The sequence below is a fragment of the Parvibaculum sedimenti genome (assembly GCF_009184905.1).
GTDB classification, from domain to species: Bacteria; Pseudomonadota; Alphaproteobacteria; order Parvibaculales; family Parvibaculaceae; genus Parvibaculum; species Parvibaculum sedimenti.
In genome coordinates, this window is record NZ_WESC01000008.1 from 68615 (window position 1) to 85622 (window position 17008).

At 63.3% G+C, this 17008-nt stretch carries 16 protein-coding genes and 2 riboswitches; of the genes, 7 read left to right on the top strand and 9 right to left on the bottom strand.

The features are described from left to right. Nucleotides 1-3 precede the first annotated feature (3 nt). The gene (gene ispH, locus F2P47_RS10210) at nt 4-972 is read right to left on the bottom strand and encodes a 4-hydroxy-3-methylbut-2-enyl diphosphate reductase (protein WP_246176828.1); all 969 of its coding nucleotides are present in this window, start codon (nt 970-972) and stop codon (nt 4-6) included. Nucleotides 973-1227: 255 nt separating this feature from the next. On the opposite strand from ispH, the gene F2P47_RS10215 reads away from it, so the two are divergent. From F2P47_RS10215 to F2P47_RS10240, 6 genes are all read left to right on the top strand, one after another. Then, entirely contained in the window at nt 1228-1848 is a 621-nt protein-coding gene (locus F2P47_RS10215) for a hypothetical protein (RefSeq protein ID WP_152216258.1), read from the top strand. A 131-nt stretch (nt 1849-1979) separates the two neighbouring features. Next, nucleotides 1980-2071, top strand: a riboswitch (glycine riboswitch). Nucleotides 2072-2074: 3 nt separating this feature from the next. Further along, a riboswitch (glycine riboswitch) is annotated at nt 2075-2174 on the top strand. 65 nt (nt 2175-2239) lie between these two features. Next, entirely contained in the window at nt 2240-3382 is a 1143-nt protein-coding gene (gene gcvT, locus F2P47_RS10220; RefSeq protein WP_152216259.1) for a glycine cleavage system aminomethyltransferase GcvT, read from the top strand. A gap of 16 nt (nt 3383-3398) precedes the next feature. Next, complete coding sequence (gcvH, locus tag F2P47_RS10225; RefSeq protein WP_152216260.1) at nt 3399-3776, top strand: glycine cleavage system protein GcvH; 378 nt, start codon at nt 3399-3401, stop codon at nt 3774-3776. A 25-nt stretch (nt 3777-3801) separates the two neighbouring features. After that, nucleotides 3802-5148, top strand: a complete 1347-nt coding sequence (gene gcvPA, locus F2P47_RS10230) for an aminomethyl-transferring glycine dehydrogenase subunit GcvPA (RefSeq protein ID WP_152216261.1) — start codon at nt 3802-3804, stop codon at nt 5146-5148. After that, complete coding sequence (gene gcvPB, locus F2P47_RS10235) at nt 5148-6725, top strand: aminomethyl-transferring glycine dehydrogenase subunit GcvPB (protein ID WP_152216262.1); 1578 nt, start codon at nt 5148-5150, stop codon at nt 6723-6725. Before gcvPA ends, gcvPB begins: the two co-directional genes overlap by 1 nt. Next, the gene (locus F2P47_RS10240; RefSeq protein ID WP_152216263.1) at nt 6725-7279 is read left to right on the top strand and encodes a nucleotidyltransferase family protein; all 555 of its coding nucleotides are present in this window, start codon (nt 6725-6727) and stop codon (nt 7277-7279) included. Before gcvPB ends, F2P47_RS10240 begins: the two co-directional genes overlap by 1 nt. Nucleotides 7280-7281: 2 nt before the next feature. Here the strand turns inward: F2P47_RS10240 and F2P47_RS10245 are convergent, their stop codons facing one another. The 7 genes from F2P47_RS10245 to F2P47_RS10275 form a co-directional block, all read right to left on the bottom strand. After that, a complete protein-coding gene (locus F2P47_RS10245) occupies nt 7282-8064 on the bottom strand; it encodes a dienelactone hydrolase family protein (protein WP_152216264.1) in 783 nt (260 codons plus the stop codon). 110 nt (nt 8065-8174) lie between these two features. Next, on the bottom strand, nt 8175-8666 hold the full coding sequence (locus tag F2P47_RS10250) for a F0F1 ATP synthase subunit B family protein (protein WP_152216265.1): 492 nt from the start codon (nt 8664-8666) through the stop codon (nt 8175-8177). Nucleotides 8667-8670: 4 nt separating this feature from the next. Beyond that, complete coding sequence (locus F2P47_RS10255) at nt 8671-9294, bottom strand: F0F1 ATP synthase subunit B (RefSeq protein ID WP_246176829.1); 624 nt, start codon at nt 9292-9294, stop codon at nt 8671-8673. A gap of 68 nt (nt 9295-9362) precedes the next feature. After that, nucleotides 9363-9590, bottom strand: a complete 228-nt coding sequence (locus F2P47_RS10260; RefSeq protein WP_152216266.1) for a F0F1 ATP synthase subunit C — start codon at nt 9588-9590, stop codon at nt 9363-9365. Nucleotides 9591-9686: 96 nt separating this feature from the next. Further along, entirely contained in the window at nt 9687-10466 is a 780-nt protein-coding gene (locus tag F2P47_RS10265) for a F0F1 ATP synthase subunit A (RefSeq protein ID WP_281349284.1), read from the bottom strand. 11 nt (nt 10467-10477) lie between these two features. Continuing rightward, on the bottom strand, nt 10478-10720 hold the full coding sequence (locus tag F2P47_RS10270; RefSeq protein ID WP_152216267.1) for an AtpZ/AtpI family protein: 243 nt from the start codon (nt 10718-10720) through the stop codon (nt 10478-10480). A 420-nt stretch (nt 10721-11140) separates the two neighbouring features. Then, complete coding sequence (locus tag F2P47_RS10275; RefSeq protein WP_152216268.1) at nt 11141-12448, bottom strand: NtaA/DmoA family FMN-dependent monooxygenase; 1308 nt, start codon at nt 12446-12448, stop codon at nt 11141-11143. A gap of 123 nt (nt 12449-12571) precedes the next feature. Here F2P47_RS10275 and F2P47_RS10280 point away from each other — a divergent pair, with 123 nt between their 5' ends. Beyond that, nucleotides 12572-13468 (top strand): LysR family transcriptional regulator, encoded by an 897-nt coding sequence (locus F2P47_RS10280; RefSeq protein ID WP_152216269.1) that lies wholly within the window; start codon nt 12572-12574, stop codon nt 13466-13468. Nucleotides 13469-13490: 22 nt separating this feature from the next. Here F2P47_RS10280 and F2P47_RS10285 read toward each other — a convergent pair whose 3' ends face one another. After that, a complete protein-coding gene (locus F2P47_RS10285; RefSeq protein WP_152216270.1) occupies nt 13491-16949 on the bottom strand; it encodes a chromosome segregation SMC family protein in 3459 nt (1152 codons plus the stop codon). Nucleotides 16950-17008: the final 59 nt, after the last annotated feature.

Here is a 17008-nt window from a genome sequence, read left to right on the forward strand (position 1 = left end):
CTGTCAGCCGGCGAGGGCGCGGGGCAGCTTGAACTGCACGGATTCGCGGGCGGCTTCCACATCTTCGACCGTCACGTCGAAATGTTCGCGGAAAGCGGCGATGACTTCGTCGACCAGCACATCGGGCGCGCTCGCGCCCGCCGTCAGTCCGACGGTGCGCGGATGCCCAAGGGCTGCCCAGTCGATATCGACGGCACGCTGCACCAGCATGGATTTTGAGCAACCCGCGCGTTCGGCGACTTCGACGAGGCGCATCGAGTTCGACGAGTTCGGCGCGCCGATGACGATGACGGCGTCGGCGCGGGGCGCAATGGCCTTCACCGCTTCCTGCCGGTTCGTCGTCGCATAGCAGATGTCTTCCTTGTGCGGACCGACAATCCGGGGAAAGCGGCGGCGCAGCACGGCGACGATTTCCGCCGTGTCGTCGATCGAAAGCGTCGTCTGGGTGACGAAGGCGAGCTTTGCCGGATCGCGCGGCTCGAAGGTTTCGGCATCCGCCACCGTCTCGACGAGGCACACCGCGCCTTCGGGCAACTGGCCCATGGTGCCGATGACCTCCGGGTGGCCCGAATGGCCGATCAGGATGATGTCGAGGCCGCGCTCATGGTGGCGCTCCGCTTCGACATGGACCTTCGAGACGAGCGGGCAGGTGGCGTCGAAATAGATGAGCTCGCGCGCCTTCGCCGCTTCGGGCACGGATTTCGGCACGCCATGGGCGGAGAAGATCACGCGCGCGCCTTCCGGCACTTCGTCCAGCTCCTCGACGAAGATGGCCCCCTTGCGCTCCAGCGTTTCGACGACGAAGCGGTTGTGGACGATCTCGTGGCGCACATAGACGGGCGGGCCGAATTTCTCGATGGCCGTTTCGACGATCTGGATTGCCCGGTCCACGCCCGCGCAGAAGCCGCGGGGCGAGGCGAGGATCAGCGTCAACTTCGGCTTCGGGGCTCGCTCGGTCATGGTCGTACTCATGGGGACGTGCTTGTCTCGTAAGGCCACCGGGCGCGCGGTGAGCGCTCCGGCCCCCTGCTTGTGGCCTCGCCGACACTTCGATAAAGTGCCCGCGCCGCCTCAAGCGGCCCTGTCGACCTGCCTAACCATCTGAAAAGCAAGGCTTTCGGGGGTCTTCTCTGCCGGTAATAGAGGGGGCCGCCCGGCGAAAGTCAAGAAACCGGGCATAGGCGGCAGGCGGGGCTTTCACATCCTTACCCAGCGAGTGACACGACGATGCCGTTTCCGATCGAGCCGACCGGCCTTCCGCGCCATGCAGGTGTCTTCTCCCTCCGGGGCCTCGGCCTCGCCGCGCTTCTCGTCATGCCGCTGGCGCTGGGCGGCTGCTCCATGTTCGGTGGGGACGACGAAGCGGTCGATGTCGTCGAGAAAGACGCGCCGAAGCCTTGCCCGACGGTGGGGGTGCTCGACGGTGCCGACCACATGACCCTGTTCAATGGCCGCGGCAAGGATCTGACGGATGTGGTGCTGCGCGCTGAGATTCGCAAATCTGTGCTTCAGTGTGAATACGACTCCGACAACTCCGAGATCTCGGTCAATGTCGCCTTTGACGGCACGGTCGATCTGGGGCCCGCCGCCACGTCGCGCGAAGCCAATATTCCGGGCTTCATCGCCATCGTGCGCCACGGATACATGTTATCGAAGCAGCAGCTCGACATTCCGGTCACCTTTGACGGCGCGGCCCGGACGGTGAAGTTCCTGAAGACCATCGAGGATACGAAGATCCCCATCGGCGGCGAGATCAACGGGGCGGCCTATGAGGTCATCGTCGGCTTCCAGCTGACCCAGGACCAGCTCGACTACAACAAAAAGGTTCCGGCCACCCCCTTGCGCTGAAACAGCCAAAAAGCCGATTTCCGTGGAAAACTCCGATTCGTTTTGGGGTTTTTCACGGGCCTGATTGACTCCATCGGGGCCCTCCATATGATCGGCCCCGGCTTCACCGCTTGAAGCCAGACGTCATACAGATGATCCCTGCGGGAGAGATCGGATCGAAAGATCCGGCGCCGAAGGAGCAACCGCCCCGGAAACTCTCAGGCAACCGGACCGCAGGGGGATGAATCTCTGGAAAGCAGGCCGTCCAAACTCGGATGGGCCTCACCGAAGGGCGTAAGCGGCGGGTTCTTCCCGTTCCGCGAAATCTCTCAGGTTCCGCGACAGAGGGGGCGCTGCCGGCATTTCGCCGGACGGCAGCCCTTGATGATTCGCGCGCAACCGAGAGAGGCTCATGTCAGCTCCCCATTCCGAAGAGACGCTTCAGGTCACCCCGCTGCATGCGCTCCATATCGAGCTTGGCGCGAAGATGGTGCCTTTCGCAGGCTATGACATGCCGGTCCAGTACAAGGACGGCGTGCTGGCCGAACACCTCCACACGCGCGAGGCGGCAGGCCTTTTCGACGTGTCGCATATGGGGCAGGCCTGGATCGAGGGGCCTGATTTCGAGACGGTCGCCCGCGCTCTTGAGGCGCTTGTCCCCGGCGACCTGTTGGGCCTCGTGCCCGGCGCCATCCGCTACACGCTTCTGCTGAACGACAAGGGCGGCATTCGCGACGACCTGATGGTCACGCGCCCGGCCGAAGCGGCGCACGCCAACTCGCTTTTCGTCATCGTCAATGCGGCCTGCAAGGAAGCGGACTTCGCGCATATCGCGGCGAACCTGCCTGCGGGGATTGCGTTGAAGCCGATCCGCGACCGCGCGCTCATCGCGCTGCAGGGGCCGAAGGCGGTCGATGTCTTCAGGCGCTTCGCGCCCGCCGGTGCCGACATGCTCTTCATGACGGCACAGGCGATGGACGTTGCCGGCATTCCCTGCCTCGTCAGCCGTTCGGGTTATACGGGCGAGGATGGCTACGAGATTTCGGTGCCGGAGAAGGATGCGGTCGCGCTCACGAAGAAGCTGCTCGGCGAGCCGGAAGTGAAGCCCATCGGCCTTGGCGCGCGCGACTCGCTGCGCCTCGAGGCGGGGCTCTGCCTCTATGGCCACGACATTGACGAGACGACGACGCCCATCGAAGGCGCGCTTGCCTGGGTCATCGGCAAGCGCCGCCGCGAGGAAGCGAATTTTCCCGGCGCGAAGATCATTCTCGACCAGATCGCGAATGGTGCGCCGAGGAAGCGTGTCGGCCTGTTGCCGGAAGGAAAGGCGCCCGCGCGCGAAGGGACCGAGATCGTCGCGGGCGGCAAGGTCATCGGCTCGATCACCAGCGGCGGTTACGGTCCGACCGTCGGCGGGCCGATCGCCATGGGCTATGTCGATGCAGCCCATGCCGGGGTCGGCACGGAAGTTGAATTGATGGTGCGGGGAAAGGGACGGCCGGCAAAGGTCGTCGCCATGCCCTTCACCACGAAACGTTTTCACAAGACGAAATAAGTCAGGGGACAGAGAGATGAGCGAGATCCGTTTCACCGACCAGCATGAATGGGTGCGCGTCGACGGCGATGTTGCCACGGTCGGCATCACCGACTACGCGCAGGAACAGCTGGGCGACGTCGTTTATGTCGAGCTTCCGGAAGTTGGCAAGACCATCGCGCAGGGCGACGAAGCTGCCGTGGTCGAAAGCGTGAAGGCCGCCAGTGAGGTCTATGCCCCCGTTTCCGGCGAGGTCGTCGAGGTCAATGCCGATCTCGAAGGCGCACCAGGCGGCGTCAATGAAGATGCGATGGGCAAGGGTTGGTTCGTGAAGCTGAAGCTTTCCGACAAGTCCGAGCTTGCGAAGCTGATGGATGAAGACGCCTACAAGAGCTTCGTCGAAGGTCTCGCCTGATTTCTTTCAAAATAACGGTGCCACCATGCGCTACCTGCCACTGACCCCTGCCGACCGCCGCGAAATGCTCGGCGTTATCGGCGCGAAGAGCGTCGACGATCTTTTCCGCGATGTGCCGGAGCGCGCCCGGCGCGACGGTTTCGTCGATCTGCCACGGCGACAGGGCGAACTCGAAGTCGAGCGCGCGCTGACCAAGATGGCGGCGAAGAATGTTTCGGCGGGCTCCGTTCCCTTCTTCATCGGCGGCGGCGCCTATTGCCATCATGTGCCATCGGTGGTCGATCATCTGATTCAGCGTTCGGAGTTCCTGACCTCCTACACGCCCTATCAGCCGGAGATCACGCAGGGTACGCTGCAATATCTCTTCGAGTTCCAGACGCAGGTTGCGCTGCTGACTGGCATGGATGTCGCCAATGCGTCCATGTATGACGGCTCGACGGCATGTGCCGAAGCGGTGCTGATGGCGCATCGCGTGACGAAGCGGAAGAAGGCAGTGCTTTCCGGCACGCTGCACCCGCATTATCGCGCCGTCGTCGAAAATCTCTGCGAGGCCGGTGGCGATCCCGTCGAGGCGCTGGCGCCCGCGCTGCCCGGCAAGACCGAAGACATCATCTCGCGCATTGCCGACGACACGAGTTGCGTCGTCGTGCAGACGCCGTCTTACTTCGGCGAACTCATCGACCTTCGCGCCATCGCGGATGCCGCGCACGCCAAGGGCGCGCTGCTCATCGCCGTGGTGCCGGAAGTCGTCTCGCTTGGTCTTGTCACGCCGCCCGGCGAGATGGGCGCCGACGTCGTGGTTGGCGAAGGTCAGTCGATCGGCAACGGGCTCAACTTCGGCGGACCCTATGTCGGCCTCTTCGCCACGCGCACGAAATATGTGCGCCAGATGCCGGGCCGCCTCTGCGGTCAGACGGTCGATGCAGAGGGCAAGCGCGGCTTCGTGCTGACGCTTTCGACGCGCGAGCAGCATATCCGCCGCGAAAAGGCGACTTCGAATATCTGCACCAATTCCGGTCTCTGTGCGCTCGCCTTCACGATCCATCTGTCGCTGCTGGGCGAGGACGGGTTCAAGCAGCTGGCGCGGATCAATCACGCGAATGCGGTGAAGCTCGGCAGGGCGCTTTCGGGCGTTGCGGGTGTCGAACTCCTGAATGGAGCCTTCTTCAACGAATTCACGATCCGGTTGCCGAAGTCAGCGACGGCTGTCGTCGATGCACTGGCGGACAAGGGCGTGCTCGGCGGTCTGCCGGCGAGCCGGCTCATTCCGGGCGATGCTTCGCTTGAGAATCTGCTTATCGTCGCTTCGACTGAAATCAATACCGATCACGACCGCGCCGACTTTGTGGCTGCGCTGAAGGAGGTGCTCTGATGTCCGGCATGAACAATCAGGGCCGTCCCACGGCTGCGGGTGAAGCTGGATCGAGCGATTTCGAAACCTTCACCGGAAACAAGGGGCTTCGCCTCGAAGAGCCGTTGATTTTCGAACTCGACAATCCGGGCGCGACCGGCGTCGATCTCGACGAGCCGGAGGGCTATGAGCCGAAGCTCGGCGCTTTCGAGCGCAAGGCGCGGATCGGTCTTCCAGGCATGTCGGAGCCCGATGTGATGCGCCATTACGTGCGCCTCTCGCGCAAGAACTACTCGATCGACGCGGGTCTCTATCCGCTCGGTTCCTGCACGATGAAGCACAATCCGCGCCTCAACGAAAAGATGGCGCGGCTGCCGGGCTTCGCGGATGTGCATCCGCTCCAGCCGCAGAAGACGGTGCAGGGCGCGCTGGAGTTGATGGACACGCTCGCCCATTGGCTGAAGGAGCTGACCGGCATGCCCGCGGTTGCCATGTCGCCCAAGGCAGGCGCTCATGGCGAGCTATGTGGCATGATGGCGATCCGCGCCGCGCTGGTCGCACGCGGCGAAGGCGACAAGCGCACACGCATTCTCGTGCCGGAATCGGCGCATGGCACCAATCCGGCGACCGCCGCGCTTCTTCAGTACAAGGTCGATGCGATCCCGGCGACGGCGGACGGACGCGTCGATCTCGCGGCCTTCAAGGCGAAGCTCGGACCGGATGTCGCCGCGATCATGCTCACCAATCCGAACACTTGCGGATTGTTCGAGCGCGATATCATGGAAATTGCCGACGCCGTCCATGAGGCAGGCGCCTATTTCTATTGCGACGGCGCGAATTTCAATGCCATCGTCGGCCGCGTGCGTCCCGGCGATCTCGGCGTCGATGCGATGCATATCAACCTGCACAAGACCTTCTCGACGCCGCATGGCGGCGGCGGTCCGGGCGCGGGTCCGGTGGTGCTGTCCGAGGCGCTCGCGCCTTTCGCGCCCTTGCCTTACGTCGTACACGGGGCGGATGGCTTCCGCCTCGTTGAGACGGCGGGAGAGGCCAAGGCCGACGGTTCACATCCCTTTGGCCGCATGGTCGCCTTCCATGGCCAGATGGGCATGTTCGTGCGCGCCATGGCCTACATGATGAGCCACGGTTCGGACGGTCTCAGGCAGGTTGCGGAGGACGCGGTGCTGAACGCGAACTACATTCTCGCTTCGCTGAAGGACCATCTCTCCGCGCCTTTCGAAGGGCCCTGCATGCATGAGGCGCTTTTCGACGATCGCTTCCTCAAGGGCACGGGCGTTGAGACGCTCGACTTCGCCAAGGCGATGATCGACGAAGGCTACCATCCGATGACCATGTATTTCCCGCTGGTCGTTCATGGCGCTCTCTTGATCGAGCCGACAGAAACGGAATCGAAGCATACGCTCGACCAGTTCATCGGCACGCTGAAGCATCTCGCTCAGGCGGCGAAGGGCAACGACAAGTCGCGCTTCACCGGCGCGCCGCATTTCGCGCCACGCCACCGCCTCGACGAAACGCTCGCCGCGCGCAATCCTGTTTTGCGCTGGCAAGCTGAAACGCCGAAACAAGCGGCGGAATAATGGAAGAAAGGCGCTTCATCGATCTCGCGTTTACCAATGACGTGAACGCGGAGATTCTGGAGCGCCTTTCATCCCTCTCGCTTCCCGATGCCTGGCTCGTTTCGGGCTCGCTGTTCCAGACGGCATGGAACGCGCTAACGGATCGGGCGCCTGACTACGGCATCAAGGATTACGACATCTTCTATTTCGATCCCGACACGAGCTGGGAGGCGGAGGATGACGTCATCAGGCGCTGCGCCGCACTGTTCGCCGATATCGACGAGACGATCGAGATCCGCAATCAGGCGCGGGTGCATCTCTGGTATCCGGAAAAATTCGGACAGGCCTATACGGCGCTCTCGTCGTCATGCGAAGGGATCGATCGCTTTCTGATGTCCGTGTCCAAGGTCGGACTGGCGGACGATGGAAGGTTCTACGCGCCGGAGGGACTTTCGGACGTTGAGGCCATGACGATCCGTCCCTCCGGAGGGCCGTTCTTTCATGCCGGCGTCTATGCGCTGAAGGCCGCGCGGTGGAAGGCGAAGTGGCCGGAGCTGACGGTGCTTCCGGCCTGACCTCAGGCGGATTTCAACCGCTCCACGAAAAACGCGATCACGCGCTTGGCCGCCTCCTTTGTCGGCTGGCCGTCTTCGTCGATCAGGTCTTCGGTCAGCACCGAGTGGGGCCTGGGCTCCGGCGATTTGGGATTGGCATATTTGTCGTCGATCTCGATTCCCTCGAATGCGTCGCCCAGCTCGCGCTGCAGGGTTTCGAAGCGCTCATGCGGCGAGGTGGCGTCGCCCTTGAAACGCAGACCGAGCACCTTGTCGCCTTTCGCGCAGCGGTCCTTCAGGCAGGCGAGTTCTTCCGGGCTTACATGAAGCGCTGCCTTGCGCTCGGCTCCGAAGGGGAAGGGGAGCGAAGGCTGCGAAAGCACCGGCGCCATGAGTACCGGCTCCATCATCATCGACAGTGCGAAATTGCCGGAAAAGCACATTCCGATGGCGCCGACGCCCTTGCCGCCCGCTTCTTCGTGGGCGTGGCGGGCAAGCGCGCGCAACCAGTCCGTCACGGGGCTCGAGCGATGGCTTGCGAGCACATGGAATTCGCGGCTGATACAGACCTTGGCGAGCGACTTCACAACGTAGGCGACGCTCGGTCCCGGTCCAGCGTCTCCGACGAGGAGGGGCATGTAGACCCGAAAGCCTGCCTCAACGACCCAATCGGCGAAGCGCACTACGTTTGGCGTAATGCCCGGAATCTCATGGATGACGATGACTGCGGGGCCTGACCCTCGCACATAGACAGGCTTCGTCACGCCCTCATGGGTGAACTCGGTTGGCGTGTAGTCGCTGAGCATGTCGCCCTCCCCTGCGGCCTTGCGATGAGGCTAGCGGAGGGGAAGGGAAGGAGCCAAACAAAAACCCCGCCACGAGGGCGGGGTTCTGGTCTCGGCTGTTTCGAGAAAGCTCAGTGGAGCTTCGACGAAAGTTCCGAAATCGAGGCTTCCACGATGCCGGCATCTTTCGCGGCATCGACCTTCTCCGCGATCAGCTTGTACGCGGCGCTGACGGCGATGTCGGCGGCGACGGCACGAACTTCCTGCAGGGCCTGGGTCTCTGCCTGACGGATCTTGTCCTCGGCAACCTGCTGACGACGCTCGACGAGCGCCTTGAGGTTGGCCTGGGTGTCGGCCGCGAGACGTTCCGCTTCGGCCTTAGCCTGGGCGACGATCTCGTCAGCTTCTTTCATCGCTTCCGTCTGCTTGCGCTGGTAGGAGGCGAGGAGCTGTTGCGCCTCTTCACGCAGACGGCGAGCTTGCTCAAGTTCGTCGGCGATCTCGGTCGACCGCTTGTCGAGCTGAGCCGCGAGCATGCCCGGCACCTTCATATAGATCAGGATGCCAATAAAGATGAGGAGCGCGACAAGGACCCAGAACTGGCCAGTGGCGAGAAATTCCATGTTCCTAGCTCCGCTTCAGGGCGGCATCGACCGCGTTTTCGGTCGCTGCCTTGTCGGCATCCTCGCCGAGCAGGCGAGTGACAATGGCGCCGGCGACATCGACCGCCACGAGACGGACATTGGCAAGAGCCGCTGTCTTCGTCGCGGCAATGCTCGCTTCCGCAGCAGCGATCTTCCCGGCAAGGCTGGCTTCAGACTCGTGACGCTGCTTGTCGGTTTCGGCCGTCAGACGGTCGCGCGTTTCCTGCGCGATCGCATGAGCCTTGGCGCGAGCCTCGGCAAAGGCCTTTTCGTAAGCCGCGATAGCTGCGTCGGTCTGCGCCTTGGCGGAACCCGCCTGCTCCAGATCCGACGAGATACGTTTACGCCGTTCCTCGATCACGCGGGCGATACGCGGCAACGCGAGCCGCGACATCAGCAGATAGAGGACGCCGAAAACGAGAACGAGCCAGATGACCTGCGAAGAGAAGGTCTGGGCATTGAACGGAGGAAACCCTCCGCTATGCGCCTCTTGCGGCACACCCGTTTCCGTCGTGACGTGCTCATGTGCAGCGTCTGCCGCACCGGGCATCTCGCCGGTCGGGGTGTCGGTGGTCACGCCTTCATTGACCGCCATATCTTGGGCCATTTGGGACTCCAGTCAGGCTCAACTCAAGCTGGCCGCCCGAAAGCGGCCAGCATTCCGCGGAAGATCAATCAGACTGCGAAGAGAAGGATCAGCGCGACGAGCAGCGAGAAGATGCCGAGCGCTTCCGTCACGGCGAAGCCGAAAATCAGGCGGCCGAACTGGCCGTCAGCGGCGGACGGATTGCGCAGCGCGCCAGCGAGGTAGTTGCCGAAAATCGTGCCGAGGCCGATGCCCGCGCCACCCATGCCGAGGCAAGCGATGCCGGCGCCGATGTACTTTGCTGCGATGGGATCCATAGTGAAGTGCTCCTTCAGGGTTGTCCGGTTAGTCCTTGGGAACGGCGAAATGCCGAACCAAACTCTTTCATTCAAATACAGGCTTCGCGTCGCGCCTCAGTGGCCGGGGTGCATCGCGTCGTGGAGATACATGCAGGTCAGGATCGCGAAAACATAGGCCTGCAGCGCGGCGACCAGAAGCTCAAGTCCCGTCAGCGCCACGATCATCGCCATCGGCAGAACGGCGCCGACATAACCGACCGTGCCCATTGCACCGAAGGTGAGGACGAAGCCGGCGAAGACTTCGAGCGTGATGTGACCCGCGAGCATGTTCGCGAAAAGACGGACGGAGTGGCTGATCGGGCGCGAGATGTAGGAAATGACTTCGATCGCGACCACGAGCGGCAGAAGGACCACTGGCACACCCGACGGCACGAAAAGGCGGAAGAATTTGAAGCCGTGGAGGTAGATGCCGGTAAGCGTCACGCCGAGGAACACGGTGATCGCCAGCGCGAAGGTGACGATGATGTGGCTCGTGGCGGTGAAGGCGTAGGGGAAGAGGCCGATCACGTTCGTGCAGAAGATGAACATGAAGAGCGTGAAGACGAAGGGGAAGAAGCGGATCGCCTCATGGCCGGCATTGTCGCGGACCATGTTGTAGATGAATTCGTAAAACATCTCGGCGGCGGCCTGGAAGCGGCCGGGAACCATCGCCTTGCGGCCCATCGCCAGAACCGTGAAAGCGGTCACGACGCAGGCCGTCACCACCATCCAGAGGCTCGAATTGGTAAAGGAGGCGTCATAGCCCCCGATCTGCAGCGGAACGATCTTGTGGATCATGAACTGGTGCAACGGATCGACGGGGAAACTACCCGCGTGTTCGGCTTCTGCTGCCACGGCGCCTGACCTTACTTTCTGTCGACGGGCGATTGCCCGCTCTGATCCTGCTTCACCCCGCCGCTCTTATGGGCTTCATCGTAAGCCCTTGTCGCGCGGAGCACATTTCTCACACCGGCTACCGTGCCAAGCCCCGTGAATATGACGAGGCAAAGAGGCATGGTGCCAAAAACCCGATCGAGCCCCCATCCGACGGCCGCCCCAACCACGACGCCCGAAATGAATTCCGAGGACAGGCGGAGAGCGACGCTCATATCGGACGGCTTGCTCGGGGCCGTCTCCTTATCCGGCTGAGGACGAGCCCATTTTGCCGTTTTACGCGCCGCCTGAATCCGTTGATCCAGATCGGCAAGCAATTTGTCGTCGGCAGGCGGCCTGCCTCCGCCATTTCGAATTTCTGTGTCCTTTTTGTCAGCCAAACTTCCGCTCCGCCGTCAAAAAGGCCCAGCAAAATTGCTTCGAAACCTCGAAAGCCCCGCCTCAAGCCGCGCGCACCCTACTTGCGGGGCAATAGGCTGTCAAGAACCGGGTAACTGTTCTTAAGTCTTTGTGATGAAACGATAATTCGGCGCTCTCTGGTGCTGCGGCAATCGGCGCCACGCCAAGGCCGAGTCGCGCCGCCGGAAGCGCCCCCTTTGGAGGGGGATTCCGGCGGCGGAATGCGTGTTTCCGGCTCAGAATTCCCTTAGTGTGTCCTTGAGCAGCGTCCTGGTGTAGGCCGTACGGGTCAGACCGCGCTTCTGAAGGGCGGGGACGAGACCCTCGGTGATCTCGATGAGGTATTTCCGGTTGATCCGGTTCGAGGGCGAAGTGATGAGGAAGCCGTCGCCACCCACGGCCTCCATGGCCTCGCCCATCTTGTCGGCGACCTCATCCGGCGTGCCGACGAGCTCCAGCGAGGCGGAATTGCCGCCTTCGATGGTCAATTGACGCAGCGTCTTGTTGCTTCCCCACTGCATGAACTTGTCGAGCGAGCCCTGCTCGCCATTGGTGGTGAGCTTGTAGGGCAACGGTTCATCGAGGTTGAAGGGAGAGAAGTCGACCTCGGTAAAGGAGCCGTAAAGCGCCAGCGCGCGCTTCAGGAAGAGATCGGAGTGGAGGAGGCGTTCGTGCTTGGCGCGGGCTTCCTCACTCGTTTCGCCGATGGTGGGGGCGATGAGGAAGAGGACCTTGATGTCGTCCGGGTTGCGTCCCGCCTCGACAGCCTTGGCGCGCACGTCGTCGCGATAGGCCTTCATGCCCTCGACGCCGTTCGCGACCGCGATGATCGAATCGGCGTGCTTGCCCGCAAAGGCGCGTCCGCGCGGCGAGCCGCCGGCCTGCAGATAGGTGGGCTTGCCTTGGGGGCAGCGCACGGTGTTCAGCGGCCCGCGCGAGCTGAAATATTTGCCCTTGAAGTTGATGGGCCGGACCTTGGTGAAGTCGGCATAGGTGTCCGTTTCGTAGTCGCGAACCACCGCGTCCTCATCCCAGCTGCCGAAGAGCTGGTTGACGAGTTCCACATATTCATCGGCCATCTCGTAGCGCAGTTCGCGCGGCGGGAGCTTGTCCATGCCGAAATTCTGCGCCGCCAGGTCTTCGCCCGAGGTCACGATGTTCCAGCCGAAACGGCCATGTGCGATGTGGTCGAGCGTGGCGCAGAGACGCGCGAGCAGAAAGGGCGGATAGGCCATGGTGGAAAGCGTCGCGATAACGCCAAGGTTTTTCGTGGCTGAGCCGATGAGTGCGGCAAGCGGCGCCGGATCGTGCTTCGGCGCCATGATCGCCCACTTCAGATAGGCCTCGGTGCTGTGCTGATAAACGTCGGACAGCATCAGCGTGTCTTCAAGCATGAGAAAATCGAAGCAGGCGCGTTCGAGTTGCTTCGCCATGTCGACATAGAAATCGCCGTCCCACGGCATGCCGTCCGAATGGAACTGGGCATTCCATTCATCGACGCCGAAATTTGTGAACCAACCCAGATGAAAACGCTTCTTCGACATCAAAACCCTCTAGTGAACGATACGCCGTTACAGAAAAAGCATGTCGGTGCTGGCGTTGCTTGAAAAGCATCAAATTGTTTGCAAACCTCTGCCATAAAGGCATCGCTTAAAAAGGGGTTCCCCGTGCTTCATTCGCGGCTGTTGCGCTATCTCGACGAGGTCGCCCGCAGCGGCTCGATCCGCAAGGCGGGGCACAATCTCAATATCGCTGCCCCTGCCATCAACCGGCAGATACTTGCGCTGGAACAGGAACTGGGCACGCCGATCTTCGAGCGTCATCCGCGCAAGATGGTGCTGACGGCGGCGGGCGAAATCCTCATCGATCATGTGCGCCAGACATTACGCGCAATGGACCGCACACAAAGCGCCATCGAGGAATTGAAGGGGCTGCGCCGCGGCGAAATCTCGCTCGCCATGGTGAGCGGCCTTGCCGCCACGCTGACGCCGCTCGCGATCGCGAAGTTCCGCGCGGCGCATCAGCGGGTGAAGATCAATGTGGCGCTGGTCGACGAGCCGGAAATATTGAAGCGTCTTTCGGCGGGGGAGGCGGATCTCGGCCTTGCTTTCGACCTCAAGCTCGGCGCGCGGGTGCAGCTTCTCGCATCGACGCCATCGCGGCTCGGCGTGGTGGTGAGCCCGCGCCATCCGCTGGCCTCAAAGGCCTCGCTCCGCGTCAGCGATTGCGTCGGCTATTCGCTGTGCATTCCCGATCGCAGCATGACCATGCGGACGCATATCGACGCCGTCTTCGCCGAGGCTTCAATCGAGCCCGAACCGTTCATAGAGACTAACGCGATCGAGGTCATGCGGCATATGGCGATGACGGAAAACTGCGTGACCTTTCTCAGCCAGTTCGACGTTCATTTCGAACGGGCGAATGGGCAACTCGTCTATATTCCGCTCAAAGGTCTGAAGCTTCCGCCCGAGACGCTGATGCTCGTCGGCAATGCGCGGCGCATCACGCCGCTGGCGCGGGCCATGGCGGAAAACTTCAAGGAGGTCATGGAGACGCTCCGGTAGCGACTCCATGAGGCATTGAATATCAGGAGGCTTCGAGGAAGCGCTCGGCGCGTTCGAGGTCGACCGACACCAGCGTCGAGACGCCGCGCTCCTGCATGGTGACGCCGAAAAGGCGGCTCATGCGGGCCATGGTCAGCGCATGGTGGGTGATGATGAGGAAGCGGGTGTCCGTCGTCCGCGTCATCTCTTCCATCAGGTCGCAGAACCGCTCGACATTGGCATCGTCGAGCGGCGCGTCGACTTCGTCCAGCACGCAGATCGGTGAGGGGTTCGTGAGGAACACCGCGAAGATCAGCGACATGGCGGTCAGCGCCTGCTCGCCGCCCGAGAGCAGCGACATGACCTGAAGGCGCTTGCCCGGCGGACGCGCATAGATTTCGAGGCCGGCTTCCAGCGGGTCTTCGGATTCGGTGAGCTTCAGATGGGCTTCGCCGCCGCCGAAGAGATGCGTGAAGAGGCGCGAGAAATTCGAGTTCACCTTCTCGAAGGCTTCGAGCATGCGCTCGCGGCCTTCGCGGTTGAGGCTGCCGATGCCCTGGCGCAGCTTCGCAATGGCGCTGACGAGGTCTTCACGCTCGGTCGTCATGGTTTCGAGCTGCTCGGTCAGTTCGCGCGATTCCTCTTCGGCGCGGAGGTTCACGCCGCCGAGGCTTTCGCGCTCGCGCTTCAGGCGATCGAGCTTCGCGTCGATCTGTTCGACGGTCGGCAGTTCCGTGCCTTCCTCGAGATTGGCCTGTGCGAGCGCTTGCGCCGGTTCGCATTCGAGCACTTCGCGCACGCGCGCTTCCGATTCAGCAAGGCGTTCACGCGCGCCTTCGACGAGGCCGTCGATGCGGGCGCGTTCCTCGCGCGCCTCGCCGAGATGGGCCTGGAATTCACGGGCGAGCTTCGCGCATTCGGAGAGGCGGCGTTCGGCTTCTGCCAGCGCATCGGCGGCGCTGCCGCGTGCGGCCTCCGCTTCACCGATCAGGTCGAGAAGGGCATGGCGCTTTGCCTCGATTTCGGCGGGCACACCTTCGAGCGCCTGCAATTCGCCAAGCGCTTCATCCTGACGCTCTTCAAGCGTCGTGATCTGGCGCTGCGCATTCGCGGCGCGGCTCTCCCACTGGGTGCGGTCTTGCGCAATGGTGGCGAGGCGGCGCGTACGCGCCTCGGATTCACGGCGCAGACTCTCGTGCTGCGCGCGAGCTTCCGCGAGGCCGATGCGGAGCGCGGCAACCTGATCGCGCATTTCGCTGGCGCGGATGTTGAGATCGGCATCGGGCTGGAGGCTGGCAAGCGCCACTTCAGCTTCTTCGAGCGCGCGGGTCGCTTCGCCGTGATCGCCGGAAAGGCGCTCCTGCGCTTCCGTGAGCGCGGCGAGGCGGTTCAACTGCGCCGACGCCGCGCGTTCGGCGGCGGCGAGCTGCTCGCGGATGCGGTTGTGTTCGGACTGCGCGTCGCGCTGGGCGCGGCGAGCTTCCTGTTCGGCAGCGGCGGCGGTCTCCGCCATGACGCGCGCTTCCTCGAATGCGGCGCGGGCTTCGGCGGCGGTTTCGCGGGCGGCCTGAAGCTCGATCTGGAGATCGGCGAGGCGATTGCGCTGTTCGAGGCGGCGGGCGGCGGCCGTCGGTGCATCGGCTGCTGCCGTGAAGCCATCCCAGCGCCAGAGCGCGCCTTCGCGGGTGACGAGACGCTGGCCGGGCTTGAGTTCCCGCTGCAGGCGCTTGCCATCGGCGGCTTCGACGACGCCGATCTGAGAGAGGCGGCGCGAAAGAGCCTCCGGCCCCTTCACGAATTGGGCGAGCGGCGTTGCGCCATCGGGCAGCGAAGGCGCGAGATAAAGTGCGGGCAGCGTGTCCCAATGGACGGGCGCCGCGACGTCGCCCGGCACGGCAAGGTCGTCGCCAAGAGCGGCACCCAGCGCCGTCTCGAAACCATGCTCCACCTGCACGGCGTCGATCATCGGCGGCCAGAGGTCGCTTTCGCCGCCGGTGAGAAGATCGGCGATGGTCTTTGCCTGCGCGGCGAGATCGCCCGCATTGCGTTCGGCAAGCTGCATCGGCTCGCGCGAGGCTTTTTCAGCCTCCTGCGCCATGCGGCGGGCGTCTTCCGCTTCAAGTGCGGCGCGCTCGGCTTCTTCAACGCGGTCTGTCACCATTTCGAGTTCGCTCGACTGGAGCGCAATCTCGGCCTGCTTTTCGGCTGCATCGGAGAGCGAGGCCTGCTCGACCGCAATCTCGTCCATCTGGCGCACAAGCCGCTCGATGCGGCCACGCGCGGTTTCGATGGTGCGCTCAAGGCTCTGGCGTTCGGCGGTGAGCCGCGCAATTTCCCGGTTGAGATTGTCGAGTTCGCCTTCGCGCGTGGCCAGCGAGCCTTGCGTCTCCTCGACGCGCATCTCGGCCATCATCTGCGCTTCGCTCTGACCATCGGCGGCGGCGTTGAGTTCTTCCGCTTCGGCGTCGAGGCGCTGGATGGCGCTTTGCGTATCCTCGATCAGGTGACGCTCGCGGGAGAGGTCCTGTCCGATCTGGTCGAGGCGCGCGGTGAGGCGCTGGGCCTCTTCGTGGGCGCGGGCTTCCTCGGCATCGAGATTGCCGCGCTCGATGGTGAGGCGGTGGAGCTTCGCGGCTTCCTGCGCTTCCGTGTCGCGCAGCGAAGGCAGCACAGCAGCGGCGTCGGCTTCCGTGACCGAGGCGGCGGCGGCCTCGCGTGTGAGTTCGGTGACGCGCTGGTCGGTGGCGACGAGGCGATCTTCCTCGCGCTTCAGGCCTTCGACGGCCTGCGTCCATTTCAGATGCAGCTGGATTGATTCCGTCTCGCGGATCTGGCCGGAGAGATTGCGGTAGCGCACGGCCTGCCGCGCCTGGCGCTTCAGGCTCGCGAGCTGGGATTCAAGCTGCGCCACCACATCGTCGAGGCGGGTGAGATTGGTTTCGGCGGCCTTCAGGCGAAGCTCTGCTTCGTGGCGGCGCGTATAGAGGCCGGTGATGCCTGCGGCCTCTTCAAGGATGCGGCGACGGTTGATCGGCTTCGACGAAATGAGCTGCGCGATCTGGCCTTGCCGAACGAGGGCGGGCGAATGCGCGCCGGTCGAGGCATCGGCAAAGAGAAGCTGAACGTCACGGGCGCGGACTTCGCGGCCGTTGATGCGATAGGTCGAGCCCTGTTCGCGCTCGATCTTGCGCGAAACCTCGATCGTCTCGCAGTCATTATAGGCGGCGGGCGCCGAGCGGTCGGCATTGTCGATGATGAGCGTGACCTCGGCGTGGTTGCGCGCCGGACGGCCGGCGGTACCGGCGAAGATCACGTCTTCCATGCCGGTGCCGCGCATGTTCTTGAACGAGTTCTCGCCCATCACCCAGCGCAGCGCTTCAAGCAGGTTCGACTTGCCGCAGCCGTTCGGGCCCACGACGCCGGTCAGACCGGGCTCGATGATGAGGTCGGTCGGATCGACGAAGGACTTGAAGCCTGAAAGACGCAGCCGGTTGAACTTCACGTTGATCTCGATCTTTGCTGTGTACAGGTCTTGTTACTGAACTCGAAACTGCCGCGCGG

Excerpts from the sequence above, each read along its gene's own strand:
- ispH (WP_246176828.1), bottom strand. The coding sequence starts at position 972 with ATGAGTACGACCATGACCGAGCGAGCCCCGAAGCCGAAGTTGACGCTG.
- F2P47_RS10215 (WP_152216258.1), top strand. The coding sequence starts at position 1,228 with ATGCCGTTTCCGATCGAGCCGACCGGCCTTCCGCGCCATGCAGGTGTC.
- gcvT (WP_152216259.1), top strand. The coding sequence starts at position 2,240 with ATGTCAGCTCCCCATTCCGAAGAGACGCTTCAGGTCACCCCGCTGCAT.
- gcvH (WP_152216260.1), top strand. The coding sequence starts at position 3,399 with ATGAGCGAGATCCGTTTCACCGACCAGCATGAATGGGTGCGCGTCGAC.
- gcvPA (WP_152216261.1), top strand. The coding sequence starts at position 3,802 with ATGCGCTACCTGCCACTGACCCCTGCCGACCGCCGCGAAATGCTCGGC.
- gcvPB (WP_152216262.1), top strand. The coding sequence starts at position 5,148 with ATGTCCGGCATGAACAATCAGGGCCGTCCCACGGCTGCGGGTGAAGCT.
- F2P47_RS10240 (WP_152216263.1), top strand. The coding sequence starts at position 6,725 with ATGGAAGAAAGGCGCTTCATCGATCTCGCGTTTACCAATGACGTGAAC.
- F2P47_RS10245 (WP_152216264.1), bottom strand. The coding sequence starts at position 8,064 with ATGCTCAGCGACTACACGCCAACCGAGTTCACCCATGAGGGCGTGACG.
- F2P47_RS10250 (WP_152216265.1), bottom strand. The coding sequence starts at position 8,666 with ATGGAATTTCTCGCCACTGGCCAGTTCTGGGTCCTTGTCGCGCTCCTC.
- F2P47_RS10255 (WP_246176829.1), bottom strand. The coding sequence starts at position 9,294 with ATGGCCCAAGATATGGCGGTCAATGAAGGCGTGACCACCGACACCCCG.
- F2P47_RS10260 (WP_152216266.1), bottom strand. The coding sequence starts at position 9,590 with ATGGATCCCATCGCAGCAAAGTACATCGGCGCCGGCATCGCTTGCCTC.
- F2P47_RS10270 (WP_152216267.1), bottom strand. The coding sequence starts at position 10,720 with ATGAGCGTCGCTCTCCGCCTGTCCTCGGAATTCATTTCGGGCGTCGTG.
- F2P47_RS10275 (WP_152216268.1), bottom strand. The coding sequence starts at position 12,448 with ATGTCGAAGAAGCGTTTTCATCTGGGTTGGTTCACAAATTTCGGCGTC.